The organism is Tengunoibacter tsumagoiensis (assembly GCF_003967535.1).
In the GTDB taxonomy this organism is placed as follows: Bacteria; Chloroflexota; Ktedonobacteria; order Ktedonobacterales; family Ktedonobacteraceae; genus Tengunoibacter; species Tengunoibacter tsumagoiensis.
In genome coordinates, this window is record NZ_BIFR01000002.1 from 1,065,823 (window position 1) to 1,091,504 (window position 25,682).

The 25,682-nt window shown below is 52.1% G+C and carries 28 protein-coding genes and 1 pseudogene; 14 read left to right on the top strand and 15 right to left on the bottom strand.

Going from position 1 to position 25,682, the window contains the following annotated elements:
- Positions 1–82: 82 nt before the first annotated feature.
- Positions 83–610 carry a pyridoxamine 5'-phosphate oxidase family protein gene (locus EL628_RS24655; RefSeq protein WP_126582659.1) on the bottom strand — a complete coding sequence of 176 codons (528 nt, stop codon included), beginning with the start codon at positions 608–610 and terminating at the stop codon, positions 83–85.
- 140 nt (positions 611–750) lie between these two features.
- On the opposite strand from EL628_RS24655, the gene EL628_RS24660 reads away from it, so the two are divergent.
- Positions 751–1,392: a TetR/AcrR family transcriptional regulator gene (locus EL628_RS24660; RefSeq protein ID WP_126582660.1), complete on the top strand. Its 642-nt coding sequence runs from the start codon at positions 751–753 to the stop codon at positions 1,390–1,392.
- A 63-nt stretch (positions 1,393–1,455) separates the two neighbouring features.
- On the opposite strand, the gene EL628_RS24665 is transcribed toward EL628_RS24660, so the two are convergent.
- From EL628_RS24665 to EL628_RS24685, 5 genes are all read right to left on the bottom strand, one after another.
- Complete coding sequence (locus EL628_RS24665; protein WP_126582661.1) at positions 1,456–1,734, bottom strand: recombinase family protein; 279 nt, start codon at positions 1,732–1,734, stop codon at positions 1,456–1,458.
- 389 nt (positions 1,735–2,123) lie between these two features.
- The gene (locus EL628_RS24670; RefSeq protein WP_126582662.1) at positions 2,124–2,357 is read right to left on the bottom strand and encodes a tectonin domain-containing protein; all 234 of its coding nucleotides are present in this window, start codon (positions 2,355–2,357) and stop codon (positions 2,124–2,126) included.
- Between the two features lie 96 nt (positions 2,358–2,453).
- Positions 2,454–3,074 carry a GNAT family N-acetyltransferase gene (locus EL628_RS24675; protein ID WP_218028989.1) on the bottom strand — a complete coding sequence of 207 codons (621 nt, stop codon included), beginning with the start codon at positions 3,072–3,074 and terminating at the stop codon, positions 2,454–2,456.
- A gap of 75 nt (positions 3,075–3,149) precedes the next feature.
- Positions 3,150–4,001: an SDR family NAD(P)-dependent oxidoreductase gene (locus tag EL628_RS24680; protein ID WP_218028990.1), complete on the bottom strand. Its 852-nt coding sequence runs from the start codon at positions 3,999–4,001 to the stop codon at positions 3,150–3,152.
- Positions 4,002–4,061: 60 nt separating this feature from the next.
- Entirely contained in the window at positions 4,062–4,940 is an 879-nt protein-coding gene (locus EL628_RS24685) for an SDR family NAD(P)-dependent oxidoreductase (protein ID WP_126582663.1), read from the bottom strand.
- A 165-nt stretch (positions 4,941–5,105) separates the two neighbouring features.
- Here EL628_RS24685 and EL628_RS24690 point away from each other — a divergent pair, with 165 nt between their 5' ends.
- The 4 genes and pseudogenes from EL628_RS24690 to EL628_RS24700 all read left to right on the top strand — a co-directional run bounded on the left by EL628_RS24690 (position 5,106) and on the right by EL628_RS24700 (position 7,662).
- Positions 5,106–5,708: a TetR/AcrR family transcriptional regulator gene (locus EL628_RS24690; RefSeq protein WP_126582664.1), complete on the top strand. Its 603-nt coding sequence runs from the start codon at positions 5,106–5,108 to the stop codon at positions 5,706–5,708.
- A 197-nt stretch (positions 5,709–5,905) separates the two neighbouring features.
- Positions 5,906–6,022, top strand: a pseudogene (locus EL628_RS31220) (IS3 family transposase); the annotation flags it as partial.
- A 397-nt stretch (positions 6,023–6,419) separates the two neighbouring features.
- Entirely contained in the window at positions 6,420–6,623 is a 204-nt protein-coding gene (locus EL628_RS24695; RefSeq protein ID WP_126582665.1) for a hypothetical protein, read from the top strand.
- A 79-nt stretch (positions 6,624–6,702) separates the two neighbouring features.
- Positions 6,703–7,662 (top strand): P1 family peptidase, encoded by a 960-nt coding sequence (locus EL628_RS24700; protein ID WP_126582666.1) that lies wholly within the window; start codon positions 6,703–6,705, stop codon positions 7,660–7,662.
- A 76-nt stretch (positions 7,663–7,738) separates the two neighbouring features.
- On the opposite strand, the gene EL628_RS24705 is transcribed toward EL628_RS24700, so the two are convergent.
- The 3 genes from EL628_RS24705 to EL628_RS24715 form a co-directional block, all read right to left on the bottom strand.
- Entirely contained in the window at positions 7,739–9,403 is a 1,665-nt protein-coding gene (locus tag EL628_RS24705; RefSeq protein WP_161975743.1) for a glycosyltransferase family 4 protein, read from the bottom strand.
- Between the two features lie 243 nt (positions 9,404–9,646).
- Positions 9,647–10,069 carry an alpha/beta hydrolase family protein gene (locus EL628_RS30640; protein WP_245994421.1) on the bottom strand — a complete coding sequence of 141 codons (423 nt, stop codon included), beginning with the start codon at positions 10,067–10,069 and terminating at the stop codon, positions 9,647–9,649.
- Complete coding sequence (locus tag EL628_RS24715) at positions 10,066–11,874, bottom strand: WD40 repeat domain-containing protein (RefSeq protein WP_161975744.1); 1,809 nt, start codon at positions 11,872–11,874, stop codon at positions 10,066–10,068. The genes EL628_RS30640 and EL628_RS24715 overlap by 4 nt, the downstream gene beginning before the upstream one ends.
- 211 nt (positions 11,875–12,085) lie before the next feature.
- Between EL628_RS24715 and EL628_RS24720 the strand changes: the two genes are divergently transcribed.
- Genes EL628_RS24720 through EL628_RS24735 form a run of 4 tightly spaced genes read left to right on the top strand, consistent with a single transcriptional unit; the run spans position 12,086 to position 15,913 of the window.
- Positions 12,086–13,132 (top strand): ArsR/SmtB family transcription factor, encoded by a 1,047-nt coding sequence (locus EL628_RS24720; RefSeq protein ID WP_126582669.1) that lies wholly within the window; start codon positions 12,086–12,088, stop codon positions 13,130–13,132.
- A gap of 51 nt (positions 13,133–13,183) precedes the next feature.
- The gene (locus tag EL628_RS24725) at positions 13,184–13,999 is read left to right on the top strand and encodes an ABC transporter permease (protein ID WP_161975745.1); all 816 of its coding nucleotides are present in this window, start codon (positions 13,184–13,186) and stop codon (positions 13,997–13,999) included.
- Positions 13,999–15,024, top strand: coding sequence for an ABC transporter ATP-binding protein (locus EL628_RS24730; protein ID WP_126582671.1), 1,026 nt, complete (start codon positions 13,999–14,001; stop codon positions 15,022–15,024). Before EL628_RS24725 ends, EL628_RS24730 begins: the two co-directional genes overlap by 1 nt.
- Complete coding sequence (locus EL628_RS24735) at positions 15,011–15,913, top strand: ABC transporter permease (RefSeq protein ID WP_218028991.1); 903 nt, start codon at positions 15,011–15,013, stop codon at positions 15,911–15,913. Before EL628_RS24730 ends, EL628_RS24735 begins: the two co-directional genes overlap by 14 nt.
- A 407-nt stretch (positions 15,914–16,320) precedes the next feature.
- Here EL628_RS24735 and EL628_RS24740 read toward each other — a convergent pair whose 3' ends face one another.
- Positions 16,321–17,193, bottom strand: a complete 873-nt coding sequence (locus EL628_RS24740; protein WP_126582672.1) for a sigma-70 family RNA polymerase sigma factor — start codon at positions 17,191–17,193, stop codon at positions 16,321–16,323.
- A gap of 179 nt (positions 17,194–17,372) precedes the next feature.
- Between EL628_RS24740 and EL628_RS24745 the strand changes: the two genes are divergently transcribed.
- Positions 17,373–18,002 carry an LUD domain-containing protein gene (locus EL628_RS24745; protein ID WP_245994426.1) on the top strand — a complete coding sequence of 210 codons (630 nt, stop codon included), beginning with the start codon at positions 17,373–17,375 and terminating at the stop codon, positions 18,000–18,002.
- Between the two features lie 205 nt (positions 18,003–18,207).
- On the opposite strand, the gene EL628_RS24750 is transcribed toward EL628_RS24745, so the two are convergent.
- Together EL628_RS24750 and EL628_RS29970 are read right to left on the bottom strand one after the other, a co-directional pair.
- Positions 18,208–18,405 carry a hypothetical protein gene (locus tag EL628_RS24750; RefSeq protein WP_126582674.1) on the bottom strand — a complete coding sequence of 66 codons (198 nt, stop codon included), beginning with the start codon at positions 18,403–18,405 and terminating at the stop codon, positions 18,208–18,210.
- A 42-nt stretch (positions 18,406–18,447) separates the two neighbouring features.
- Positions 18,448–18,606, bottom strand: coding sequence for a hypothetical protein (locus EL628_RS29970; protein ID WP_161975746.1), 159 nt, complete (start codon positions 18,604–18,606; stop codon positions 18,448–18,450).
- Positions 18,607–18,941: 335 nt separating this feature from the next.
- On the opposite strand from EL628_RS29970, the gene EL628_RS24755 reads away from it, so the two are divergent.
- Entirely contained in the window at positions 18,942–19,760 is an 819-nt protein-coding gene (locus tag EL628_RS24755) for an inositol monophosphatase family protein (protein WP_126582675.1), read from the top strand.
- 133 nt (positions 19,761–19,893) lie between these two features.
- On the opposite strand, the gene EL628_RS24760 is transcribed toward EL628_RS24755, so the two are convergent.
- Together EL628_RS24760 and EL628_RS24765 are read right to left on the bottom strand one after the other, a co-directional pair.
- Complete coding sequence (locus EL628_RS24760; RefSeq protein ID WP_126582676.1) at positions 19,894–20,730, bottom strand: sugar phosphate isomerase/epimerase family protein; 837 nt, start codon at positions 20,728–20,730, stop codon at positions 19,894–19,896.
- A complete protein-coding gene (locus EL628_RS24765) occupies positions 20,727–21,791 on the bottom strand; it encodes a Gfo/Idh/MocA family protein (protein WP_161975747.1) in 1,065 nt (354 codons plus the stop codon). The genes EL628_RS24760 and EL628_RS24765 overlap by 4 nt, the downstream gene beginning before the upstream one ends.
- A 131-nt stretch (positions 21,792–21,922) precedes the next feature.
- On the opposite strand from EL628_RS24765, the gene EL628_RS24770 reads away from it, so the two are divergent.
- The 3 genes from EL628_RS24770 (at position 21,923) to EL628_RS24780 (ending at position 24,532) form a co-directional block, all read left to right on the top strand.
- Positions 21,923–22,759 carry a helix-turn-helix domain-containing protein gene (locus EL628_RS24770; protein WP_161975748.1) on the top strand — a complete coding sequence of 279 codons (837 nt, stop codon included), beginning with the start codon at positions 21,923–21,925 and terminating at the stop codon, positions 22,757–22,759.
- Positions 22,760–23,214: 455 nt separating this feature from the next.
- Positions 23,215–23,736: a GNAT family N-acetyltransferase gene (locus EL628_RS24775; protein ID WP_126582679.1), complete on the top strand. Its 522-nt coding sequence runs from the start codon at positions 23,215–23,217 to the stop codon at positions 23,734–23,736.
- Positions 23,737–23,905: 169 nt separating this feature from the next.
- Complete coding sequence (locus EL628_RS24780) at positions 23,906–24,532, top strand: nucleoside/nucleotide kinase family protein (RefSeq protein WP_126582680.1); 627 nt, start codon at positions 23,906–23,908, stop codon at positions 24,530–24,532.
- A 78-nt stretch (positions 24,533–24,610) separates the two neighbouring features.
- Here EL628_RS24780 and EL628_RS24785 read toward each other — a convergent pair whose 3' ends face one another.
- The gene (locus tag EL628_RS24785) at positions 24,611–25,675 is read right to left on the bottom strand and encodes a GOLPH3/VPS74 family protein (protein ID WP_126582681.1); all 1,065 of its coding nucleotides are present in this window, start codon (positions 25,673–25,675) and stop codon (positions 24,611–24,613) included.
- Between the last annotated feature and the right edge of the window lie 7 nt (positions 25,676–25,682).

Sequence of the window (25,682 nt, forward strand, 5' to 3'; positions counted from 1 at the left end):
ACACATCTTTTGTGGCAAGAAAAGATCTTGCCGTGCCTCAAGGTGGGTAGTATAGGACTAACACAGGTGTTGCGAAACCGCTTTATGGAGGTGGCATGGCTCCGCCGTAGCGGGCAATCATGGTCAGAGGACGGACGCGCAAAGCAACTGGGGACACTGCTGCCGCTTGCTGGATGGTTAATCCCTGGTGTTCAAAAAACGCCTGGTATTTTGCCACCCAGGCAGGAATCTGATCAAACGAAGGATCGTCCAGGCTCACTTTCGCCTCACCGGTCAGGATAAAGGAGTCGGCCCCACTCATGTCGAGGTTAAAATGCAGGCCCACCTTTGGATTCTGCTGGATCTGTGTCAGTCGGTCGCGATCCTCCTCTGCTGTGCTGGCGATGAGAAAGGTGGATTGCGCCTCATCCCACAGAAATGCGGCCGGGAGGGCGTGCGGTGTCCCGGTTGCATCAACGGTGGTGAACCAGAGAAACAGTTCCTCGCGCAGGCGGCGAAGGATTTGCTCTCCAGCTGGAGTTGAGGGATCGGGAGACTGAAAAGGTGCCTCGCGATGATGAGGGAGGCGTCCGCGGTCGGGTGTGGAGGAATCAGAAGAGTGAGAAGACATAGGTTGTTCCTTTCGTTTGTTTTTTGCAGTTAACAGATGCTCTTTCCTAAACGCAGGAAAGCTTGCATTAAGTATAGCTGGAACGCTTCCGTAATGCAAGCTTTCTTGCTTTATCAGGCTACACAGGATATACTGGTAGGATGAATATACCTCACCCGAACGCGCCACTCGCCAGACCAACAGGCAAGGAGAGAGATGCGGTGCGCCGCCGACCAGGTGGTCGGAGTGCTCGCGTGCAAGCTGCTGTGTTTGAAGCGACCTTCCAGCTTCTCGAGGAAAGGGAATATGAAAGGCTCAGCATGGCCTCCATTGCCGAGCGTGCTGGTGTCCACGAAACCTCTCTCTACCGCCGTTGGAAAACAAAAGAACAGCTGGTCCTCGACGCCGTCAATCATCGGGTCGTACAGGAGGTTCCTGTTCCTGACACTGGAGCGCTGCGTTCTGATCTCATCGCGGTGTTACAGTCTCTTCAGCTCTTTCTGCAATCGAGGGTGGGGCAGGCCCTTTTTCAAACGGCAGGTGCGACGCTCCACTTGCCTGAACTCTGTGCTCTCCGGCAGGAGCGCTGGGGTCAGCGACGTGCTCAGCTTCAGATCCTCTTTGATCGTGCCATCGCACGTGGGGAATTATCGCCACAGGTAGATTGCCAATTCCTCTTAGAAATGCTCAGTGGCATCATGTACATGCGCTTATTTGTGGTCAATGAACCGGTTGATGAGATGTTACCCAAACGGGTCGTGGATCTCATCCTTGCAGGGCAAACCAACTTAATTGCCAACTGACCCACTAGTACGCTGTAGATTTTGGAATTCTGTGGGTGAAAATTCGGTAATTACGTGGGTGATTCAACCTCTTTGACATAGCGATACAGCGTAGCACGAGAGATGCCTAATACTGCGCACATTTCTGGGATAGAGTGAACGTCCTGCCCGATCCAATTTCTCGACCATAAAGGTGTCGCCTCGTAGTACATATGCCAGTGCTTCGTTCAGCCCCTTGCGTTCGGCTTTTGATCCCGTAATCTTGTCCACAAACCATTTCTCACATCCTGCTGTTTTCAGCGCATCAATCTGGAGCGCCTCGTTTTGCTCCTGCTTGGAGACGCGCACATAGCCAATCTTCATAAACTCCTCCGTTTGCCTCAGATTTCCCGTCAACGGCCTAACGTTTTGAGATTCGTCAAGGAGACGTTTTGTGCGTGCGGAGCTGATGCGACCCTCCCCTAGAAAAGCAGCGCCATCTGTTGCAGAAAATGGACGTTTGGTGAGTCAACTTGGTGAGATCTCTGGTAGTGCTGCTCGGGCCAGCAATAAGAAACAGTTTCTGATCTGCAAACGTGCCTTCATCGGCCCTTGCAGATCAGAAAACTGCTTCTGGAGGCTTGGAGCGCGAACTCGCTCATGGTGCCTCTCAGTGCTCATACCCGAGTGCCAGGCAGCCCCAGCCCGGATCGCAGGAGCGTAAGAGGCATGATTCGGGCTGGGGTCTGAACTCTCGGTGCTTCTTGCTGGCGTCAAACAACCAGTGGTGTCCAGGCATTGTTCACCAGGCGATAGACCTTGTTATCTGTACCAATGGACCATGCTGTTCCATCAGAGGCCACACTTACCTGTTTCCCAGTACTGGGGGCTGCCTGCGTCCAGCTCTTCCCTGTGAGCTTGTAGTACTGACCATTGAGACCTATTCCCCATAGGATTGTTGCCGATCCAGAGGACTGTTGTGAAAATTGCCAGGCTATTGCTTTCACTGATGGATCCCAACTGTTGCTCTTACTTTCTGAGCATGAAGCTCTCGCGTTTTCAAGTAGAGACGGTTCTTTTTCACCGAGAATGCGTAAGAGCCCTTAGGACCTGGTTTGTCGCAAGTTGGCGGGTCTGTTTTCAAGGATACCTACCACCTGAAACCAGGGCGGATCAGGGAAGGGATTCTTTTCAATTCGCATCCCTACGTTGCGCATCACCCCAATGGAAGCCACATTCTCATAGGTGGTCGTCGCTACAATCCGCTTCAGATGAAGCTGCGTGAAAGCATAGTTGATCAATGCTTGGATTGCTTCTGTGGTATATCCCTGTCGCTGATAAGTTGGGGAGAGGGCGTAAAACAAGCCGAATTCAGGCGATTTGAAGTAGACATCTGCGTCCTGGCTGCCCGACCGCAATGAGGGCAATTGCTCAAAGGCCCTAAAACAAGGAACAAACCCGCACGCACCAATGACTTGCTGCGTTTGCTTGAGCACAACGGCCCGATCTCCGTAGGGTGGTTGGTTGAGCTTGGCCAACTCTTCGTAGCTCAAAATGGTCCACTGCAACCAGCTCTTACGCTCATCACGTGTGTTCGCTCCTTCTGTCCCAAATTCGGCAGCAAGGAGATCGACATCAAGAATCTGGTGAATATCATCGAGATCATTGAGGGTAAAAGGTCTGATGATCAGTCGTTCAGTTTCTAGAGGTGGAACACGCATCATAACCTCTTTTCTTTTCCATGTTTCATACATCTCCAACAGAACTATTGAGTCAGAGTGCGATGTTCGCTCTCTGACTCATAGCGAGGCGAGCGCGCCTGCCAACCCGGTTAGCTGTTCACTGATCTGTCGGAGTCGGTGGCGTGCAGCCACGTCATACGCTTGAGGATGCGCACGTGCCTGCTGCATCTGGTCAAAGTATTGGCCTGTCACATTGTCCAGCGTCGACGATGTTGCCAGGTACATCACGGAACGAACACCTTCTTCGACCGTGGTCTGGGTAAAAGGGATCGTCTCGCGAACCATTTTGGTGTTCATCAGCGAGGCTGGATGTACACAATTGACGGTAATATGTTCTTCTTTCAACAGATCAGCCAGATCAATGGTAAACATCACCAGCGCGAGCTTACTGCGGCGATAAGCATCATAGCCATTATAGCGGCGTTCAAACATGATATTGTCAAAATCAATTGGAAGTTGCCCGACTGATCCCACGTGAATAATGCGTGCTGGCTGGCTTGTGCGCAGACTGGGTAACAGGAGGTGCGTGAGTAAGAAAGGCGCGAGATAGTTCACCGCAAAACGAAGCTCATATCCATCTCGGCTGAGTTCGCGTCTGCCTCCCAGGAGCTTTCCGCTCCCCACACCGGCGTTGTTAATGAGCATATCAATCTGAGGATGTTGGGTTTGCACGCGCTCAGCCAGACTGCGTACCTCTGAAAGATCGGCCAGGTCCGCCAGATAGGTCTCCAGATTCCTCTTTCCTGTTGCTTCTTGAATTTCTCGCAGCGTCTTCTCCAATCGCTGTTGATTACGCCCATGAAGCAGCACTGTTGCGCCTTGTCTGGCCAGGGCAAGCGCGGTCTGTTTTCCGAGTCCATCGGTTGATCCGGTGATCAGGATTGTTTGTTGCGCAAGAGGTTTCATCATATGTTCTCTTTTCAAGCATGATGTTTTCTGTGTACGAGAATGCTCTGCGTCGCGGGCGTCCTATGAGATGGGTTGGGCGTTTGCAAGGCCCAATGCTCTTAGCAGCAGTCCATCACGTGTACGGTCAGGCAACAAGCGTAGGACAGCAATCATTCTGAGCCCTCGCCCAGCGAAATAGCGCGTTTTGGGACGGCGGGAGGTTAGCGCCTGAACAATGGCAGCTACTACGACATCAGGGTTCTCCAGTGACTGGCTGGCTGAAGCTTTCGCTACTGCAGCAAGTGCTGGCGCATACAGTTGCATAAGTTCTCCAGGCACCTGCTCCCTGGCCTGTTGGGCCGCTGCTGCCGACTTTTGAAAGATCTCTGTCTGCGTAGCCGCTGGTTCAACGATAGAGACAGATATCCCCCAAGGGCGAAGCTCGCTACGCAGCGCATCGGTTACCGATTCTAGCGCGGCTTTCGAGGCTGAGAGCACTCCCAGATAGGGAATTGACACCAATCCAGTCGGCGCGCCAACATTAATGATACGTCCCCGCGTTTTCCGTAGCAGAGGGAGAAAAGCTTGTGTGACCGCAATATGTCCGATGACATTCACCTCAAATTGTTTGCGTACTTCCTCGATTGGAACCAATTCAACCGGACCCTCCACGATAATACCAGCATTATTCACCAACCCAACCAGTCCCGCATTCCCAATTACCCTGGTAACGGTTTCCACTGCTTGAGCAACGGAGACGGGATCAGTGATATCGAGCAAAACAGGAGTAATCCGAGCAGAGATATCGCGTTGGAGCTTCTCCCCATCAGAGGATCTTCGTACACCTGCAAAGACCTGAAATCCTGATGCATCGAGCCGGTGTGCAGTTGCCGCACCAATACCACCAGCTGCTCCCGTAATCAAAACGGCTCCACTCCGTGCCTGAGTCGTTGTAGCCATAGAGATCATGTTCCTTCCGCTGAAAGAAGAGAACAGTTTGTCTCTCCACCCAGCTTCTGCTAGAATAAACGAAACGTAGCGTGTCACTCATTGACGCTTTATAAATATATACGAAACGTGTCGTTTCTGTCAAGAGGCATTCTAGAAGTGGAGAGGAACATCAAGATGACTCAGGAGGCGAAGAAACTGGAGTCCTTCACACCTGGTCGCCGGCGCAGTGATCAGGCGCATCGGGCGATTTTGCAAGCGGCCAGGGAGGTACTGGAGCAGGTGGGCTATCAGGCGATGACCATTGAAGCGATTGCGGAGAGAGCTGGTGCGGGAAAAAAGACCATTTATCGCTGGTGGCCTTCCAAAGCAGCAGTAGCGCTTGAAGCCCTGACCTCGCAGACCGAGGTGCAGGTGCTTTTTTCCGACACAGGTTCTCTGGAGGGGGACTTACTCGCCTACTTTGAGCTTTCTTTTTCAGGCTTGCGGGGAAAATCAGGAACGGTGTTGAGCGGGCTCGCTGCTGAAGCGCAGTTGGACCCGGAATTTGCGCGAGAATTTCAGCGGACGTTCATTGTGCCACGCAAGCAAGAGCTGGTTACGCTCTTGCAACGCGGCATACAACGAGGTGAACTGGCCCCTGATACCAATCTCGAGGTCCTGGCGGACTTGATTTATGGAGCCAAATGGTACCGCTTTCTCTTATATCCTGCGCCATTGGATGATGCGTTTGCCAGGGAAATTGTCAAGCTGATTCTCCGCTTGCGATCAGAAGCGTAGCGCTCGTAGTACCGCTTTGTCACAAACCGCTCCACAAGAGGAAAGATTTCGGACATTGACCACTATCTACAACTGTAGGACTAAGCAAGAGTGACCAGCGATACTGGAGAGCCGGATGCCAGGAAACCGGCACGTCCGTTTCTGGGGAGGGGGGTCGAAAAAGGACCATCGCTAGATGGCAATTCGTCAGCCTCCTATCCCACGTCACGTACATTGCGACAGCAAATGGTTGGATGTACCTGGCTGCCGTCTTGGATCTTTACTCGCGGTGGATTGTTGGCTGGGCCATGGTAGCCAGGCAAGATGAAGCCTTGCAAGCCAGAGGCTGGCTTTTTAACCCCCAGGATAGAGGGGTGCAACTCATTCAAAGTGATGTCGTGCGATCAAGCAGGACGCGTTGGAGTCCATCCATTTTCCGGTTGAGGTCTTTGACACATCTTTTCCTTTTACAAACTGAGGATGCTCGCAGGTGTGCCCATCAGACTGGAGACACAGGAATGATCGCTTCGATGTGCGTATAGTCATTGTTCAGGAGCGATACAGGATAGGCTGTGATGCCGATGAGCAAGGCTGAGGGCCTCATATTGAGGCAAAAGGATCGTCTCAGTGACCCTTGACCGAAGCTGCCAGAAAAGCGACGATTCGTGGCGACATCGCCATCTACCTCCTTCACACGCCGCTGCGTATTCCACGTGCTAACAAAGGCCCTCTATGGACCAGACAAGAGACAACCTGGACCAGGAGGTCGCGAAGAGCGCACTATATATTCCTCGTTTGCCCTGTGTCCACTTCTTGTCCACCTCTCATAGAGGGGAGACGAAGATCCTGGCGATCCGCCTGGGAGTCCATCCCACAACAGTGTTGACAGAGACGCGCATTCAAAAATTGCTTGCTCGCTCGAAAGAGGGCAGATAACGATATACGAAGCAAATGGTATAATAGGGGCAGGGGAAAATACACTTTCTACACAACTCTCTCGAAAGGATTTTCTTGTATGCAACAGTTCATTCCGCAAACGCTTTTTGACGGTCCAGCTCTCACATTTGACTTTCCCGCTCTGCTCATTGGAATTGCTGAATATGAAGAAGGACCAACTGGGTGTAGTGTCTTTCTGTTTCCTGAACGTGTTTCGACGAGCATTGATATCCGAGGTGGTGGTGCAGGAACAATGGGAATGGTTGGAGATGAGGTTCGCCTCCATGCCATTTGTTTTGCCGGAGGCTCTCTCCCTGGTCTTGAAGTCGTCAGTGGGGTGACCGCCGCCTTGTGGGAACAATGGGGGCGGCCCGTTGGGCAATATGCTATTGGTCACGGCGCAAGTATCAACGATTACCGGCGACGCAACAATAGCGTCTACCCAGATTACCTGTTGGGACGTGCAGCTGTATCTCACGCGCGAGCTGGATATTTTTCTCTGGGAGCCAGAGGGGCCGGGCGACTGGCCAATTGTGGAGGACTCTTTGGGATTGAGCGGGGAGAACCATCAGGGCAAGGTGCAGCCTTCCAGCAGATTGGCCCAACAAAAATCGCGGTGTTCGTCGTCGTCAATTCCTTTGGGGTCATTCTGGATCGATCTGGACAGGTTGTGCGTGGAAATCGCCATCCACAAACCAAAGAACGCAGGCATCCTCTTCTGGAAATGCAGATGCTTCACGCGCTTGGAGAACCGATTCCTTCTCCTTTTGGGAATACCACGCTAACCCTTGTAGTGACTAATCAGCGACTCAGTGTGCAGGCGCTACGCCATCTGGGGCGCCAGGTTCATACGGCAATGGGAAGATGTATCTATCCATTTCACACCATACAAGATGGAGATGTGCTCTATGCTGTAACAACCAATGAGGTTGACAATCCAGCATTGGGTGGGGTCGCTCTCGGTATCCTTGCTTCTGAACTGGCATGGGATGCAATCTTAGCAAGTGCTTCAGAACCAGAAAAAAATGGATCTCTTTGATGACTTTCCAGGCGAGGGAGCGTACAACACTACTTCTGGAAAGTCATCCAAGTGGAGGCATACTAAAGCCCCTGGCTTACCTGCTTAAAAGAGAGAGATGAATGTCATGATTGGCAAAGAGGATAAATCCTTCAAGGTAGAGTTCCCATAGGATCGCACGGCAGGCTTTTTGGTCTTTTTTGTGCTGCTGCTGGACAATCATGGCGACACTATAACGTCCATCAATGGTGCGGATTATCTCCCCTTCTAGTGGCGTTAAGAAGCGACGATGAGGCCAGATAGGATCTTCGTCTGAGAGAAGCAGCCGAGATGGATCAAATCTGACCTGAGAGGGAAAATACGGCCTCCAGTCGGCCTCAATCTGGTGTGGTTGTAGGTCAGACGCTAATTGGCTTGCATAGGGAGCCATTAATTGTTCATAGAGTGCATAGGACGCTCCCTGGAACATGGGAGGATACCAGGTATGCTCTTCTTCCGCTGCATACCATCCGCACGCTCGCTTGTGTTGCTCATACTCTTTGGCAAAGAGGCTGGGCTGGTAGACAGGCCGAGACGTATTGGTTGATGGTTGTTGTGCGACTGTGACAAGCGTCGCCAGATTCTGCCGGAGGGCATTCATACTGAAGCGTTCCTGAGCAAGCGAGTGAGCTTTCTTTCCCATCTCCTCGCGGTGTGCTTTGTGTTGAAGCACGTGTAGTAACGGTGATATGGCCTGACCCCAATTGACCTTGATCCCGTGTTTGGTAAGAACAGTATCAACTGTATAGCCGGTTACTCCTGTCTCGACCACATCCTTAAAGCCGCCCCACGCTGAGCATATTACGGGCACTCCACAAGAAGCTGCTTCGGCCTGCGAAAGACCGAAATTCTCCCGGTGATAGAGGCTAAAGTTGACCACTACATCTGCTGCCGCGTAGAGATCCGCCAGGTCTTTGCCGAAAAGAGGACCCGGAAATATGACCCGGTCTGCAATGTTCAGGTCTGCTGCTAATTGTCGTAGCCAGGCCACATAGCCAGTATTGCGTACTGCGAACTCGCCTAAACAAATGGAGTCCTCCTCTCCTACCAGGCAAAGACACACCTCAGGGAGCTGCTTCGAGAGGGCCGCGAGCAGGTAAAAGAGTGTATGCAGATTCTTTTGAATGTTGAGCCGGCCCACATAGAGAAGCAATGGGGCATGAGCGGAGAGATGATGCTTCTCCCGTGTACCCTCTCGTTCTTCAAAACGCTGTGGAGCAAATACGCTCTCATCGACGCTTAAGGGGATCACCCCTTCTCGTAAGGTGCTCCAACTGATCAGGCGCTTCCAGATGGCTTGATCTGCTTTGCTCGTAAAGAGCAGGGTATCCTCTGCTCGCAAAAAATGCTGCCAGGGGAAGAGCATCGCCTCTGCTCCTTTGGGCATGACTCCTCCCGCGAACAAAATTGCCGGGAAGGAAAGATCAAGTTCCGCTCGGAGCGTAAGGGCCAGTGCGCTCGCAGGATAGAGGTCGGCCCACAAAATATCAATGCTGCCGAGAAATATAGCCAGTTCTTCCTGATGGGCCGTGGATGTGCGATCAAAAGAAAAGGACGTTCCTTGCGGTGCGGGCTGATATGGAATGACGTGGGCGAAGTCCTGAAGTGCTCTCGTGATATCGTGGGCCACCCTTCCCATGCTCCAGAGCTTGCCAAGTTTGGTTGGAGTCGAGGAGGCGAAATCCCCCCACAGTATGCCAATGCGAGGCCTCACGTTCATCATTCCTACTCCATTCTCGTGAAGTGCTCTCTTACGAGCCAGATGCTGGTGATTGGTAATCCAATATAGTAGTATATCATCTGTATCTATATACCGTCCCCTTTCTTGATGCTGGTGGCAGTTGTGTGGGAAACAGGAGTAGTGGTCTAATAAACCATAATCCATTCATTGAGTTCCATCATAGAGTCTACCAGAGCGGCAAGTTCACTTTTGCCGCCCTGTATCACTGTTTCCTGTGAGGCTGCGTTACTTCGCCTTGAGGGCGGAGAGCGCAAATGTCAGCATCCGTTCGTAGAGGCCAATCTCCTCTTCAATGTGGAGCGAGCCGTGGCCAGAGTCAAACCAGTCAATGTCAATCTGCTTGCCCAGGGCTTGCAGACGGGCCACATACTGCTCCATTTGCCGGGGCGGACAACCGCGATCATGACGGCCTTGAACCACCAGTACAGGCGCCTTTACCTGTTGAGCATAGGTGATGGGAGAACTGACACGGTACACCACTGGCTTCTCTTTAATTTGAGGACAAAATCTGCTCACACCTCTCAGGGCATTTACCACTTGTGGAGACGTGAAGAGGGAGAGACAGGGGAAAGAAACCAGGAAGGCGATCAAAAGGGCTTGCACCCCTTCCATCCCGGCGATTTCTGACCCTTCGCTTCTTTCTGTCACACAAACATTGCTTCTCGAATGTGCCATACATGTACCTCAGAACTCGCAGAAGCGATGCGCGTTCCATCAGGAGACCAGGCGACATCAACGACAGGTGTGTGATGGCCACGATAGATCAAGAGAGAATTGTCTGTTAAAATGTCCCAGACGCGCACAGTGGTGTCAGAACTCGCAGAAGCAATGCACGTTCCATCAGGAGACCAGGCGACACAAAGAACCGAATGGGTATGTCCCTCATAGTGGCGTACAAGCTTCCCGGAGGTGGCCTCCCAGATGTGGACAGTTCTATCATCTCCTGCCGAAGCAAGAAATTGCCCATCGGGCGACCAGACAACTGTGTGTATTCTCCTGGACATGTCGTGGCCCTTATAGGTGCGTACTCGCCTGCCGGAAGCGACATTCCAGATGTGTATGGTACCATCAAAGCTTGCCGACGCGAGGAGACGACCATCAGGGGACCAGGCGACATCCATGCCCCATAGGTTGTGTGTGTTATAGGTGCGTCTCTTTTTCCCAGTCGTTGCTTTCCAGGTGTGTATGCAGCTGTCATTGCCGATCGAAGCGATGTATTGTCCATCAGGAGACCAGGCAACAGCATGCACACTATCGGAGTGGCCTCGGTAAGAACATACGAGCGAGCCAGTAATAGCTTCCCATATCTGTACGGTTTTGTCAAAGCTTGCCGAAGCGATGTATTGCCCATCAGGAGACCAGGAAACCGCATTCAGTCGCTCAGTGTGACCCTCGTAACGAAGCCGAAGCGTACCAGAGGTGGCATCACGGATCTGTACAGTTTTATCAAAGCTTGCCGAAGCGATGTATCGTCCATCAGAGGACCATGAGAGAGCACTGATCTGGTAGGCATGATGCTGATACTGATCAAGAAGTTTTCCTGAACGAGCCTCCCAGATATGTATGGCGCCACCAACCTCCCCGGAAGCAATCCGATCCCCGTCAGGAGACCATGAGATAGTGTTCACGTTAGAAGTATGACCATGATAGTTATGGATCAGTTTCCTCGAAGTCCACTCCCAGATGTGTATGGTTTTATCAAAGCTTGCCGAAGCAAGGAACTGCCCATTGGGAGACCACATGGCAGTTTTCACCCAATGAGTATGTCCTCTGTAACAGCATACCAGTTGTCCAGAAGTGGCATCCCAGATCTGCACTGTCTGGTCACCACTTGCAGAGGCAATGAGTTGGCCATCAGGCGACCATGCCACTGACAGCAACCTATTCGTGTGACCCTTATAGCAATAGTGGAGCAAGCCAGAAGTGGCATCCCAGACTTGAACAGTGTTGTCCGTGTCTTCCCAATTCCCTGAAGCTGATGCAATCTGTCGTCCATCAGGGGACCAGGCGACGGCTCGCACAGTCGCCTGGTGGCCTTCATAATGGGTCCGAAGTTTTCCTGTCGCTGTTTCCCAGATCTGCACAGTTTGGTCAGAACCCGCCGAAGCAAGCAATCTCCCATCGGGAGACCAGGCAATAGTTTTCACCCCGACGTGGTGACCCTCGTACTGTAGCAAGAGCTTCCCGGACGTCGCTTCCCAGATTCGTACCGAACTATCCCGGCTCGCAGACGCAATCTGGTGTCCATCAGGAGACCAGCCAACAGCTTTGACGGTATCGGCGTGCCCACGTAGAGTCAGGTATGTTTGGCCAGTGGAAATATCTCGGAGACGCACTGTGCCATCATGCCCTCCTGAAGCGATCCTCTTCCCGTCCGGAGCCCATGAGAGGGTGTTTACCCATCCGCCTACATGTTCATAGGCGAGCAATGGTGTGCCCAGAGATTCTTGCATCGTCTTTCTCATCCATTCTTCTATTGGTGCTTGCAAAGATGTAACAAACACAGCGTTCCCAATGTTATATGACGAGCTGGGAAGCATCATGGTACTGCGAAAATGGCTTGACAAGGTTCTGTTTGCATAGGTATACTATGTCTATAGACACCTGATTAGCTAATTAGCTAATCAGGTGGTAGAATGGCTGAAGGAGGAGCAAGAACACAGTATGCCATCGGTTGATGTCTCAGAGGAGCCATTGCGTTCTCGTTTGCAGATGGTGCTTTCGCCTGTGAGTGAAATGTTGACCAGCCTCCACGTTCTGGCTGATCCAGGTCATCACCTCTCAAACCAGGAGTGGGCTAGCGCTACACAGAATGACTTACCCCTTGAGGTGCGTGAAGTGACGCAGGAGATTGAGCGCTATCAGGCTGATTGGATTCACTTGATTGATCTGCTGTATCTTGATGGAAGACTAGAAATGGCAGTGCTTGAATTCCTGGATTACCTGGCTGGCTTGCCACCGCGCCAGGTTGTGGATGTGCTCCTGGAAGGACTGCCCGATGTTGCGGCATTTGGCTGGATCAATGAGCCGCTAGAGCAAGGGGATCTCTCTACATCCTGGATACAGTTACGTATTGATCCAGAGCCGCTGGTCACGCGCTTACTCGTTGCGCTGAAGAGCTATTGGGAGCAGATCTTTCATCGTGAGTGGGAACACAGGCGTCCTCTATTGGAGCAGTGTCGTGCCCAACAGGCTATACGCCTGGACAGCATGGAACCACCACAATGGTTAGCTTCGTTACATGCTCGCATTGAGTATGATAGGGCGACAGATACAGTAGTGTTCCATAAGAGACACGAATTGCGTTTTCCACTTGAGGAAATGCTGCGTATTGTCTGTACTCCTTCAACGTTTGCGGCGCCCCATCTTATGGTGGGCTATGGGAGAGGGCTCTTGAATCTTACCATGCACGCGACAGCGGCCTTAACCGATCTGCGGACCATTCCGCCTGGGATTCTACCAGTTGCCAAAGCTCTTTCGGATGAGACGCGATTGCAAATTTATAAATTGGTGCTTAAGCGTCCTCATTATACGCAAGAGATCGCTTTCACAATGAAGTTGGCCGAGCCTACTGTATCGCGTCATTTAAAGGTTTTGCGAGATGCAGGATTGGTGCAGAGTCGCAAAGAGGGATTAGTGGTGCTTTATACTGGGCTACTCAACCCGGTTGATGCTTTCGCACAACGTGTGCGCGAGTTTCTCCGTAATTGATCTCTTTCAATGAGTGTGGCTTATGTATACCTTTTTCAAGGAGGGGATCCTGTGCCCTATTGCATACGCGTTGGATACGCTACATTCCGGCGTAATTGGATCGTTGTCTTTCGCGCTTATCCCTGGAGCTTTTTCTTTAGTGGTCTCTTTAGTGGTCTTTGTAGTGCGGCGCTCGCCTTTTTTAGTTATTACCTCCTGGCGTACGGACAGCTTGATGAACGTTTTAGTAGGTATGCTGGTACGTCGGATTATTTGAGCTATGTCATCCTGGGCGGTAGTATTCTCTCGTTCTCAATTGGTATCCTGTTAGGCGTGAGCCGTGGGCTGATTACTGAGCGTCGTGAAGGAACGTTGGAGAGCTTGTTGCTCGCTCCTACGCGGCGCTTCCCATATTTCGCGGGCATTACTCTACAATGGGTCGTGACATGTCTGGGGGAGGCTGTCTTGCTTCTCGTGTGTGTCACCCCCTTTGGTCTCCATTTGCACCATGTTAACTGGTCCTCGTTGCTGCTGTCTTTTCCTATTGCACTGATTGGCCTCTTTGGGATGTCGACTGTCCTGGGTGCCTTGATGCTCGCTACGGGAGATACCTATGTCTCTCAGAATACGCTCTTTGCAGCTATGACCTTTCTCTGTGGCTTTGCCTTTCCAGTCAACTATCTTCCACTTCCGCTGCAATGGTTGGGGGCCGTGCTTCCAGTCAGTGGAGTGGTGCATCTTCTGCGGGCCGCACTCCTCAATGGAGAGTCGCCTGCTCAATTGGGCCCAGAGATGCTTTTCTATCTTGTCCTTGGTCTGATATATGCAGTCGTAGGTCTCACACTCATGCGGCGAGCTGAACGCCGCGCCTTGGAAGGAGTATTCTAATGGAACGTGGTATCCTCGCCAGAGGCTTGACAAAAGTGTATAAGACGCGCAAGCATCGGGGATGGCTCCGTGTGGAGCGGCAGGAAAAGGTGGCAGTACAGGATTTGACCTTTCACATCCCACCAGGTCAGGTAACAGGTTTGCTGGGATTGAACGGCGCAGGGAAAACGACGACTATTAAGATGCTGAGTACACTCCTTGCACCAACCTCAGGTGAATTGCTGCTTGACGGAATCGATATGCAGCGCCAGCTTCTCGAAGTGCGCAAGCGTGTCAATATGATTGCGGGCGGTGAGCGCATGGTGTACTGGCGTTTGACCGGACGTGAGAACCTGTGGTATTTCGGACAACTCTATAATATTGATGGGAACCTCTTGAAGAGACGTATCGAGGAACTCTTGCATCTGGTAGGCCTCGCGGATGCTGCTGATACCGTTGTCGAGCGGTATTCCAAGGGGATGAAGCAGCGCTTGCAGATTGCACGCGGCCTGATCAATGATCCCTCATATCTCTTCCTTGATGAGCCAACCATCGGCCTCGATGCACCTATTGCTCGTGAACTTCGCCAGGTTGTGCGTGCAATGGCTGAGAGTGGGAAGGGTCTCCTTCTCACCTCGCACTATCTGCACGAGGTGGAAGAACTGTGTTCTTCTATCTATGTTATTAATCAGGGGCGCCTGATCGCTGAGGGGAGCCCTGCTGACTTGAAGAGATTGACCTCACAGGAGCGCATTATACGCATGCAACTTCCTTCTCTTCCTGCTGACGTTGAAGCCGGACTACGTGAGATGGCTCGTGAGCATATGGCGCGCCTGGAGATACTTGCCAGCGACGAGGTGATTACCGTGACGCTCCGCCATCCTCAGGATCTGGGTGGAAGTGCGGCAACAACTGTTGTGCGGACTGGAGGGACTCTGCTGAAGCTTGAAGTGGTTGAACCGAGCCTGGAGGATGCTATCTTAGCCCTCTCTGATAGTTTGCAGAGACAGGAGCAGGAAGAGGAGGTTGGCCATGGCACAAGGTAAACGACAGGCAGCAATGCCAGTCTCTTTTTGCACCTCTTCTATAGCGCTTGAAAACCCACGTCAACGCTTGACTCGCTATTGGCGTATTATTATGGCTGAGATGCTGAAGCAGCACCGAATGCTCTTTGGTGGCAAATTGATCTACTGTTCAATGTTGCTCTGGCCTGCGTTGGAGCTGGGTACTGCCTATTATACCTTTCAACCACTGGCTCATGCGCCCGGCCTGCGTCAACATTGGCCTCTGGCCGCTGATGCGCGTGCAGTGATGCTCTTCTTCATTACGGGAATGCTGGCGTATGTCTTTTACTGGTCACTGGTGCAATCGTCCTGGATGTTTTCGCGCGAACGTTTTGAGGGGACGTTGGAGATGATGTTTTTGACGCCTGCCAATCGCCTTGTTCTCATGCTTGCCAATGGAACTGCCGCCCTTTTTCAGAGCGTCTGGCTCTTTCTGACATTTACTGTTGGGCTGATGGCACTGGTGGGTGGGCTGCATATGTCGCATCCAATGATGCTTGTGCTCGCATTCCTTTCCCTGTTCCTACCTGCGATGGCCTGGGCCGTCTTTCTCAATAGTTTCTGTATTTTTGCTCGTGACAGTAGCTTTTTTTATTCGTTGTTGGAGCCGACCATGTCTTTCTTGAGCGCTGTCCGCCTGCCACCTTTTGTCTATCCACTTGCCGTGCGTGTTGTGGGCAGCGTTCTCCCTTTGACAACGAGCCTGATCATTCTGCGTGCAGCCTTGTTGGAGGGGGCAACGTTAATGCAACTTATGCCCCAGCTTGTTTTCCTGATGGGTTTAACTCTGGTGTTGTTTGTGCTTGCGGCCTGGGCGCTCAAACGGGGCGAGGAGCATGCTCGTCATACTGGTAGCCTCTCTCTTTTCTAAACTTCCCGTGAAAGAGACGTGATAGCAGTCTGGCGTGGGGCTGCCATCCATGTGGAGTGCATAGAATTGGGCGTAGCCCCATTGCTGATGGCATGACCCACTCAGAGAGCTTTCTCGATAATGGTTCTGCCAACAGCTATATACTGGCATGCCTTGCTAACGAACTCCTTGTATCCTCTCAGAACTCTCTTTCATCATATCACTTTCCCAGCAAGAGCTTATGCTCTCTACCTATCATCGTAAAGATTTTGTATATGTCGGCTTTACCTGCACAACTTGCCGATTTTCATGTATTCATTTTTGCAATGGCGAATTTCACGGTGCTGCGATGAGATGGGTAGTACCATTCTTGCACGCGCGTTTTCCTGGAATGAAATAGGCAACTGCTGGCAGTCACTGGTGAATCGTCAGTTGAGCAGGATCGCCAGGTGCAACTGGTGTAGCTGTGCAGGGTCGACGATTGCATCGATGGCAACGAACTTTCCATCTCTAATGGTGAGACGCAGGAGGAGCAGGAGTTGCCCACGTGGGGCAAGAACGATTCCTACTGCTCCGTCTATGAGTATCGGTTGCGCGAATGGGATACGTTCCATGATCTGTCTTGCTCCTCTAGCGACGGCCTGTGCGCCACGGACTTCCCTTACTGCGCCACGGGACACAGCTACGTGGTCGGCTCGGAACACAATATCAGGATCGAGCAGTGTCAACAGTGCGTCAAAGGCTCCTTCGCGTGAGGCGGCGAGGAAGGCAGCAACGACTTCTCGATTTGCATCAAGATCAGTGTCTTTCCTCATTGCTGCACCTTGCACGCGGCGGCGGGCACGACTGGCAAGTTGCCTCGTCGCCATCGGAGAACGTTCCACAAGAGGCGCAATCTCATTGAATGGCACGGCAAAGATGTCATGCAGGACGAAGGCGAGTCGCTCAGCGGGAGCAAGTGTATCCAGGACCACCAACAGCGCCAGACCCACCGCATCGGCAAGTTCCGCCTCTTCTTCAGGGTCAATGCCGTCATCATGGCTGGTGATGGGCGACGCTTCCAGAGACTGCTCACGCCGCGATGTACGCGCATGGAGCATATTGAGGCAGACTCGCGCCACTACCGTTGTCAGCCACCCGCCCAGGTTCGAGATGGTGCTCATGTCGGAACGGAAGAGATGTAGCCAGACCTCCTGGACTGCATCTTCTGCCTCGGCGAGGGAGCCAAGCATGCGGTAAGCCATCGCTCGCAGACGCGGACGCTCCGCCTCAAATTGGGTAGCCAGTTGTGTATCTCTCATTGGTCACATTTCCTCGTTTTGATTTGTCATAAGTATGACAAGGGAAACCTGGCTGATGTGACAAGGAAAGTCCTTTCCACCTTCGCTGTCGTATATGCGAGCCAGGTATCAATGAAATGTTATCGCTACAAAAGGGAGAGGCTTTCCGGGCAAAAGATAAGAAAGGGAAAATAACCTCAATGGCTACCAATCTCTCACATTCTGAATTCACACAACTGGCATCTGAGAAGCAGATCGAGAAGACTATTCAGGCGCTACAAGCCAACGGCATATACGTTGTTCTCTTTGAGACCGGTGAAGAAGCAAGAGCGTATGTGCTTGACCTCATTCCCGATGGCACAAAGGTCTACGATTCACCCTCGCGTACCATTGAAGTACTTGGCCTGACAGAGCAGATCGAGCACGCTAGCCGCTTTCAAGCTGTGCGTACTCTGTTATCAACGTTTGATCACGTTACCCAACGCAACGAGATGCGCAAGCTGGTTGCGGCCCCCGATGTACTGGTGGGAAGCGTCCAGGCAATTACTGAACGGGGAGAGGTCCTCATTGCATCAGCCTCTGGCAGCCAGGTAGGTGCTGCCGCCTTTGGCGCAAGCAAGGTGATCTGGGTGGTTGGCACACAAAAGCTCGTACATACGCTCTCAGATGGGCTTCGTCGTATCCACGACTACAGCCTTCCCTTAGAACATGAACGTTCCCTACAAGTCTATGGCCAGACCAGCTCCATCAATAAACTCCTGACCATCAATGCAGAGCACGAGCCTGGTCGTACCACGATGGTTCTGGTTAAGCAGCAGCTTGGTTTCTAGGAGATCTGAACACAAGTCATACGTAGCATCTCAGTCAGAAGATGTGCCTCCTCTAGAAGCCATCAACGAAACTCTTTGGGCTCAAAAAGTGGGCTGTTAGGGGAATAAAAAGTAACTCCTTCCAGAACAGGCACTTCTGCTCTGGAGGGGAAGCCCAACTGCCTGATTTGCTAAAGAAAGTTATAAGCTGAATGTTTTTCCTCTATCAATCGCTGAGTAAATCAGGCAGCATCAAGTTGACAAATATCTCTTCTAGATGATCATGCTCAGTACAAAATCCAGTCATGACAACCACAAGATCGAGATCAGGAATTACGGCAATATACTGACCAAGAGCACCGGCATTAAAGAAGGCATCATGATTGTGCCATCGCGCAAATTGCTTGATATACCCATGCTGCATCGTCTCTTGGATGTAGGTGACAGGAATAATTTGCTGGTCATCTCAGAGACCTTGATTGAGATAAAGATACCCGTATTTTGCCATCTCTCGTGGGGTCAATTGTAGGCCAAAACTGCCAATATATTGACCAGGGCGATCAATGCTCCAGGGATACGTTTGCTGCTCATCCCAGAGTCCAAAGGGATGAGGATCATCAAGCACAAGGGCGTCCTCTTTCCACGGGAAAGGTGTTCCTGTCTCGCTGTGCCATGAAAAAGAGAGGAAATAATGATTTATTTGCACAAAAACGGTTTTAGTGCTAGATGCAACAGGGAGGTGAGACAGCCTGCTTGCAAAGGGTTGGAAGGTAAGGGCAGTCACCCGCGACTGTACCTCGCCTGCTGCACAAACGTGGCGTCAAGCAGGAGCTGAGGTCTTTCGTCCACGCTCTGGGCAAAGTGTGAAGCGACTTTCTGTTCAAGAGCGACAAGCCTTCTCGTCGCCTATTCTGGCACCCTATCAGACGTATAAGATAGTTAAAGTAAGAAAGGATAGAGATGGATTATCAAAATTTCCTCCTGAAGACGCTCACAGCAGCTGCCCAAATAGCGCGTGACCGTTTTGGAAACGTCTCATCAGCGAGAAAATGTGGCGACCCCACCCAGATGGTCACTGAGGCTGATAGAGAGATATCAAGCATGATGATCGCAGAGATTCAGCGGACCTATCCGACCCATAATATCCTCGATGAAGAGGCAGGGATCTTTGACAATTCTTCTGCCTATACCTGGGTGATTGATCCCATCGATGGAACCAGTAATTTTGCGCAGTCCAGCCCGCTCTATGGCTGTATGATAGGACTGCTCAAAGACCACGAACCAGTTGCTGGTGGGTTCGCGCTCCCTGCTTTTCACGAAATCTATACGGCTGAAAAAGGAAAGGGTGCATACTGCAATCAGCAACGTGTGTGGGTGCAAGATGATCAGGAATTGCTCTCAGCCTTGATTGCTTATGGAATAGAAAAGGGTCAAGGAGATTCGCAGAGAACCAGAAAAGAATGCGAACTCTTGGCAGAAATCATCCTGGCTTGTGGAAGTGTCCACACAAGTGGGAGTGTTTTTGACGCTGCGATGGTTGCGAAAGGAGTCTATGGCGGCTTCCTGTATCGGAACTGTAAAATTTGGGATAATGTGGCACAGCACCTTCTGCTTGAGGAAGCAGGAGCTCTCTATACCGATTTTTTTGGCCAGCCGATCGATTATAGTCATCCTTTGACGAAAGCAACAGAGACGTTTCATTTTTGTGCAGCTCCCCCGGCTTTCCATCGTCAACTCCAGCAGATTATTTCTACCTGGAAGGTGAAGGGTGCTTGTTGAGGAGCCCACTCATGTTTGGACGATTTCTTCGTCAGAGGGACGAGCATGGCAACAGCGAGCTCGTCCTCTAAGGTTTAGAAAACGACGCAGAGGTCAGTAGTATGCAATACGAAACTCGTTGCTCTGTTTTTGTCTAGGCCAGGGAGGCGATGATGGCTTGCAGGCGTGTCACGGCTGCCGGAATATGTTCGCCTGGCAGGTGCTCTAAGATCAGTGGCAGATCAGGACGCCTGGTGCGCAGAAAGTCGATGTAGGGCTCCTGTGGGAAGACACCCAGACCAAATTCTGGTGTATCCACTTCGGCACCCTCCGCGCTCACATCCTTCAGGTGCGCAATGACAAAGCGATCCTCAAAACGCTGAAAAAACTCTTCCGCTCTTTGTGTGCTCTCTGGCAACATGGCGTGTGTGAGATAGTTGTAGGGATCGAGTACCATTTGCAGATGTGGGGAGGCGATGCGCTCCAACATGATTTCCATCCGATCGTAGCTGCCAATGACGTTATTGACGAAGCCTTCCAGGGCTAGAATAGAGCCATGCTGCTGCGCGACCGGGACCAGTTCGTTGAGCGTCTGGTAGAGTGTCTCCCAGGCTGCCGCACTCTGATTTTCGGGCGAGGCGATCCAATCGTTTTCTGCATGGAGAGTCCCTGTCTCTGTGGCTACTACTGGTGTTCCTAACAGTGGTGCAACCTGGAGACAACGTTTGATATAGTCGATAGAACTGCGGCGTTTGGCCTGATCGGGAGCTACGAGATTACGATATGCGGCCAGTCCGACGATACTGATGCCCTGCGCCTCCAATGTCGCACGAAGCGTTGCACTGTGCTCTGGGTGGGCCAGACAATCATCCAGGAGCGTGTTGGCAAGCTGTACTGTAGTCAGACCAGAGTGGTGGCATGCGGCAATCAGGCTCTCTACGTCAGGGTAGTCATAGGAGAAGACGCCGAGTCGTGGCCATGCAGGTGTCATGCTGGTACCTCCTCAAAGGCTACAGGCTGCCCATCAGCATCCTCCGACTGACAGGCCGCGAGTGTCATTTCAAGGGTCAGGAGATTATGGCGGGCCGAGTTATATGGTTCCCGCTGCTCTGCGATGGCGCTGAGTAACTCACCCATAGCGCCGGCAAAGCCATCGGGGAACCAGCTCCCTTTGAGGTCGAAGCGCGAAAAAACACCGTCGCGCTCGAGCTCGATAAAATCGTTCCCCAATGCGCAGCCACGAATGGTTCCCTGTGTTCCATGCAGCCAGAAGGGATGACCCTGGCGGCTCGTCTCCGTTCCGCCGATACAATGGATGAAGGCGCGTACGCCATGTTGATAGCTGAACTCGGCGCTCATCCCCCAATCGCTCTTGCTCTCTAGCGGCTGATTGGGCGTGCGGTACTCCTGAGCACGTACATTGCTCAGCTGGTAGTCTTCAAGCCAGCAGCGGATAATATCGATCCAGTGGATTGCGTAGTCGTAGGTGGTGCTATGCGGAATCAGGTCAAAAGGACTTCCTGGACGCCACGCAAAGCTGGTTTCGAACAGGTGGGTGACGGCCAGGAGTGAACCGATTGCCTGCTGTTGCAGCAACAGGGTCGCCACCCGCCAGGCTGGTGACCATCTCCCATTCTGATTGACGGCCAGCAAGAGACCGCGCTGCTCTGCCTCGGTAACCAGCATGCGAGCGGTGGACAGGTCGGGAGCGAAAGGCTTCTGGCTCAAGACATGTTTCCCAGCCGCCAGAGCGCGTTGGATCAGCTCGACGCGTTGAGCCGGGTGCGTCGCGATATCGACGACTTCAATATCAGGGTTGTCTAGCAGCTCGTCCAGGGTCTCGAAAATGCGCAATGTCGACCATTGTGCTTGCGCGGCCTGTGTCGCGGCGGGCTGGATATCATAGATGCCGATAACGTTTAAGCCGTATTTCTGGTAAGCGGGGAGGTGTGCCCCACGTACAATGCCGCCACTGCCGATGATGCCGATGCCGGGGCGATAGTGAGCGGGAACGTGCGGCTGTGCAGCCAGGAGTATTTGTGCTAAATCCATTGCGAAACCTCCATGTTTGAATGAATAATCCTGCCTTGACTGTACCATGCCGATCTGCCATAATCTACCTGCTTTTGGTAAGATTTCTCCTGTATTGTCACCATTTAGGAGATAGGGAGGCGCATAACGCCATGCAGAAGATTGCATGTGAAGTGCTTGGACTGGCTGCTGGTCGCCACGATGGCGGACCAACCGGGCGTCCACACCGGCATTTTGAGATTGAGTTGACGCTGATTGAGAAAGGGGCCCTGCTCTACCTTTTTGGGGATACCTCGATTCCACTGAGTGCAGGACAGTTAGCGGTCTTCTGGGCGGCTCTACCACATCGCCTCCTGGAGTTTGAGCGGCACACCGTGCTGCACTGGCTGACGATCCCGCTGGGCGATATTCTGCATTGGCGTTTGCCGGGAACGCTGACGCAGCGGATGATGGATGGAGAGATGATCGTCGATAGCACCCGGACCTGTGCGCACTTTGATGCGCGTGTCTTTACGCGCTGGCAAGAGGATCTGCGCGCCGCGTCTTCATCGGTACAAGAAGTTATTCTCCTGGAGAGTCGAGCCTGCCTTCTGCGCCTGGCACTTGCGGCAGAGTATGAAATGGCTGGAGGAAAAGAGGCTGGCGCTACTGGTCAGCAAAGGAAGCGCGCTGAGCTGGCAGCACATTTTATCGCGGCACACTATACCCATCAACTGAGCGTGGGGGATGTCGCGAGCGCCATGAGAGTGCATGAACATACAGCGATGCGTCTCTTTCAGCAAACCTTCGGCATGAGCATCGTCGAATACATTACGCAGTATCGCCTGGCCCATGCGCAACGCCTCCTCGCTACCAGTGATGCCTCTGTGCTCGAGGTCGCGATCGCCTCTGGCTTTAGCTCCTCCAGCCGTTTCTATGCGGTCTTCACGCAAACGTTGGGACGTACACCCCGAGCCTATCGTCAGGCCCTTAGCGCACCGAAGGGATAGTAGCGATCGTTTAGTCAGCGCTCTTGAATGTTATTCTCAATCAATGCCTCTATTATTAAAGGGCGAGCAGAGCGTATTGAGTAATGGGTGCTTTTCGCTGAATATGCGATTGTTTGTCCGTTTTTAGTGCATGAATACGTGGATTTTGGCCGTCCAGGATTGCCTTTTTTCTCAGTTGATCTGCGTATTTCTGTGCTACAATAAACTGATATGTAAAGCATTATTTCTAAACTTTAGAGAAAGAAGATCGCTTTTTTATGTCAGCTGATGATTCGACCTTGCTAGATTTACGTGGTAGTTTTGTTGATCCTTATGATTGTACCCAAGTTTTGCGCGCTACCTCTTCCCACACTTGTGAGCAGACACCCTCTCTTGTCTACTAAGCAGACCCGGGGAGCAGTGCCGGAGCTTTTGTTGTACCGTGACAAAACGACTATTTGGAAAGGATCTCCGCCATGATTGTCTTTGAAACTGAGCGGATACTCGTCCGCCATCTCCGTGATGATGATTTTGAAGCATTCTATGCCCTCTGTAGTGACCCTGAAATTCATCGCTATATGGGTGATGGGAAGCCCCTGACGGCGGAGCAGACTCGCTCCTGGATACAAATCTCACAGGGCAACTATCGACAGCGTGGCTATGGTTGCTTCGCGATCACTTCGCGCCTGGATAGCCAGATGATTGGTTTTGGCGGTATCGCGCGCCCTGCAAACAACCCCCATCTTGAGATTATCTATGCCTTGAAACCATCCTGCTGGGGCCAGGGGCTGGCGAGCGAGTTTATCAAAGCCCTGCTAGCAACTAGCTTTGAACGCTGGCAAATCCCACGTCTTGAAGCGACGATTGACGTACGCAACCATAGGTCAAGCAAAGCTATCGAGAAGGCTGGCATGCTCTTTGTGCGTTCCAGTGTAGATGAAGATGGCTATACAATCCTCTGGTATGCGCTAGATCGTCCAGATCCTTCACATATGTGAAAAGGGAAGATGTCTGCTGAAATTTTCTGACAGACGGTGAGCAGGTGACTGGGATGATCGATTGGGATGCTGCGGGCTGTGGTGATTGTGCCCTTGAGATGCTGAAGCTGCTCTTTTCCGCTCTTTGGTAAGATGAACGGATAAGTTATGCACAAAGAAGGGGAATATCATGCTCTTCGTTGTCATGGGGGCGAGTGGAGCAGGGAAATCCACTGCTCTCGATAGGCTTCTGGTCCAGCACCCACACGTCGTTTGGTACGATTTTGATGCGGTTGGCGTTCCCTCAACTGCTGACAAGAGGTGGCGTCAATGTACGACTGAGCACTGGGTGAAGATAGCTCTGGAGCATCAATCACACGAACAGGACATGGGTTTATGTGGTGGTGCCGTTTTCGGGGAACTCCTCGCCTGTCCCTCCACTCCACAAATCGCTGGACTTGCAGGCTGTTTGTTAGATTGTGGCGATGTTATTCGTATTGATCGACTTCGTGGGAGAAATGTTCACGATAGCGGCATCAGTCAAGAAATGCTCAACTGGGCCGCATGGCAACGTATGCACTCTGTTGATCCTCAATGGAGACAAGACGTGATTCGAGTTGATGCCGAGCCTACCCTGCGATGGGGCCACTGGGATCACTGGCACCGAGGAGATCCTCGCTGGAATATCTGGACCTTTGACACCACGCCAATGACAATTGATGAGGTAGCAAAAGCTCTTTCGGATTGGGTAAGAGAACAAAAACAGGCGTATGCGGCTGGCTGGAATCCTTTACGAGGTCGGTGGTGGGAAGCATGAAAGATGGTAAAGGTCCCTTTCATCCCCAAACGCAGAGCCAGGTGTGAACCTGCTTTGGTGCTGGTGGCAAAGCTCCATCTATCTTCGTTTTGGTCCCTCACGTATACCAAGGGCCAGGTGCAACAGCGTATCGTAGAGGTCGGGTCCGATAGCATCCGCTACCACTGTGTCGCCGTCAATGAGGGTGCGCAGGCTCTTTCGGGCCTGCTCTATCTCCTCTGGCTCAGATAGGATCTGGTAGATACCACCAGTCATCCTTCGCCCGGTGGGCTGGCCTGGGAGCCTGATCTGGTGCGGGGTCTGAAACGTACCGGGAATGATCGTAAGCAGAATGAGCAAAGCCGTAGTATAAGGATCAGAAGGTTTTCCTGAGAGGAGCGCCAACCGCAACTGGTTGCTTAATCGGCACCATTGTTCATTCTGACGATTGAGCACCAGTGTTTCAACTTCGCCGAAGAAAGGGGCACGTTCCCTACCCATGAACTGGATGCAGACTTGTTCCTGAAGTTGGCGCTCTATCCGGTCATACATGGTTCTTACCCACTGTTTCCCTTCGTCCTGTGCAGTCAGGAAAGAAAGCCAGTCGCGGACTTTCATGGCATTCCCTACGGGCTGCATTCGCCAGAGAAGCTCATCAAGCATCTCATCGCCGACAGGTGGCTCCCTCATCACGATCAGCCACCCTTGCACTCCTTTGCGGGCAGGCTCCTGGTACACGAGAGAGAGTATCAGCAGGCTGAGCCAGGCAAAGAGAAAGCCAGCTATGCCTGCGGGAAATGACAGACCGACCAACACAGAACAGATCGAAAGGAAACTGATACAGACCAGGGTCAGGATCAGATACAGCAGCGGCCCGGAAGGCGAACGAACGCGATTGTACCGAGCGTAATTTGGTAAAGGTTTTACCTCATCCATACGCACGTACCCGCGCAGCGCCAGTTCCATAAGCGCTGCCCCAAGGTAGGTAAAGAAGTTCATCTTGACAGCAAAACCAGAAGCTAGAGGGATATCATTGCCAGAGAGATCAACACCAGTTCGATAGAGCAGCAGCGTTGAGGCTTCCAGGAAACTCAGCGAGGACAATGGAATATCTAACGACCCTTCTCGCTCGAAGTCTGAGCGTTGCGTGAAGAAATCAGTCATGATCCGA

Coding starts and splice junctions, on each gene's coding strand:
- EL628_RS24655 (WP_126582659.1), bottom strand. CDS start 610: ATGTCTTCTCACTCTTCTGATTCCTCCACACCCGACCGCGGACGCCTC.
- EL628_RS24660 (WP_126582660.1), top strand. CDS start 751: ATGAATATACCTCACCCGAACGCGCCACTCGCCAGACCAACAGGCAAG.
- EL628_RS24665 (WP_126582661.1), bottom strand. CDS start 1,734: ATGAAGATTGGCTATGTGCGCGTCTCCAAGCAGGAGCAAAACGAGGCG.
- EL628_RS24675 (WP_218028989.1), bottom strand. CDS start 3,074: ATGATGCGTGTTCCACCTCTAGAAACTGAACGACTGATCATCAGACCT.
- EL628_RS24680 (WP_218028990.1), bottom strand. CDS start 4,001: ATGATGAAACCTCTTGCGCAACAAACAATCCTGATCACCGGATCAACC.
- EL628_RS24685 (WP_126582663.1), bottom strand. CDS start 4,940: ATGGCTACAACGACTCAGGCACGGAGTGGAGCCGTTTTGATTACGGGA.
- EL628_RS24690 (WP_126582664.1), top strand. CDS start 5,106: ATGACTCAGGAGGCGAAGAAACTGGAGTCCTTCACACCTGGTCGCCGG.
- EL628_RS24695 (WP_126582665.1), top strand. CDS start 6,420: ATGGACCAGACAAGAGACAACCTGGACCAGGAGGTCGCGAAGAGCGCA.
- EL628_RS24700 (WP_126582666.1), top strand. CDS start 6,703: ATGCAACAGTTCATTCCGCAAACGCTTTTTGACGGTCCAGCTCTCACA.
- EL628_RS24705 (WP_161975743.1), bottom strand. CDS start 9,403: ATGATGAACGTGAGGCCTCGCATTGGCATACTGTGGGGGGATTTCGCC.
- EL628_RS24715 (WP_161975744.1), bottom strand. CDS start 11,874: ATGCAAGAATCTCTGGGCACACCATTGCTCGCCTATGAACATGTAGGC.
- EL628_RS24720 (WP_126582669.1), top strand. CDS start 12,086: ATGCCATCGGTTGATGTCTCAGAGGAGCCATTGCGTTCTCGTTTGCAG.
- EL628_RS24730 (WP_126582671.1), top strand. CDS start 13,999: ATGGAACGTGGTATCCTCGCCAGAGGCTTGACAAAAGTGTATAAGACG.
- EL628_RS24735 (WP_218028991.1), top strand. CDS start 15,011: ATGGCACAAGGTAAACGACAGGCAGCAATGCCAGTCTCTTTTTGCACC.
- EL628_RS24740 (WP_126582672.1), bottom strand. CDS start 17,193: ATGAGAGATACACAACTGGCTACCCAATTTGAGGCGGAGCGTCCGCGT.
- EL628_RS24745 (WP_245994426.1), top strand. CDS start 17,373: ATGGCTACCAATCTCTCACATTCTGAATTCACACAACTGGCATCTGAG.
- EL628_RS24750 (WP_126582674.1), bottom strand. CDS start 18,405: ATGCAGCATGGGTATATCAAGCAATTTGCGCGATGGCACAATCATGAT.
- EL628_RS24755 (WP_126582675.1), top strand. CDS start 18,942: ATGGATTATCAAAATTTCCTCCTGAAGACGCTCACAGCAGCTGCCCAA.
- EL628_RS24760 (WP_126582676.1), bottom strand. CDS start 20,730: ATGACACCTGCATGGCCACGACTCGGCGTCTTCTCCTATGACTACCCT.
- EL628_RS24765 (WP_161975747.1), bottom strand. CDS start 21,791: ATGGATTTAGCACAAATACTCCTGGCTGCACAGCCGCACGTTCCCGCT.
- EL628_RS24770 (WP_161975748.1), top strand. CDS start 21,923: ATGCAGAAGATTGCATGTGAAGTGCTTGGACTGGCTGCTGGTCGCCAC.
- EL628_RS24775 (WP_126582679.1), top strand. CDS start 23,215: ATGATTGTCTTTGAAACTGAGCGGATACTCGTCCGCCATCTCCGTGAT.
- EL628_RS24780 (WP_126582680.1), top strand. CDS start 23,906: ATGCTCTTCGTTGTCATGGGGGCGAGTGGAGCAGGGAAATCCACTGCT.
- EL628_RS24785 (WP_126582681.1), bottom strand. CDS start 25,675: ATGACTGATTTCTTCACGCAACGCTCAGACTTCGAGCGAGAAGGGTCG.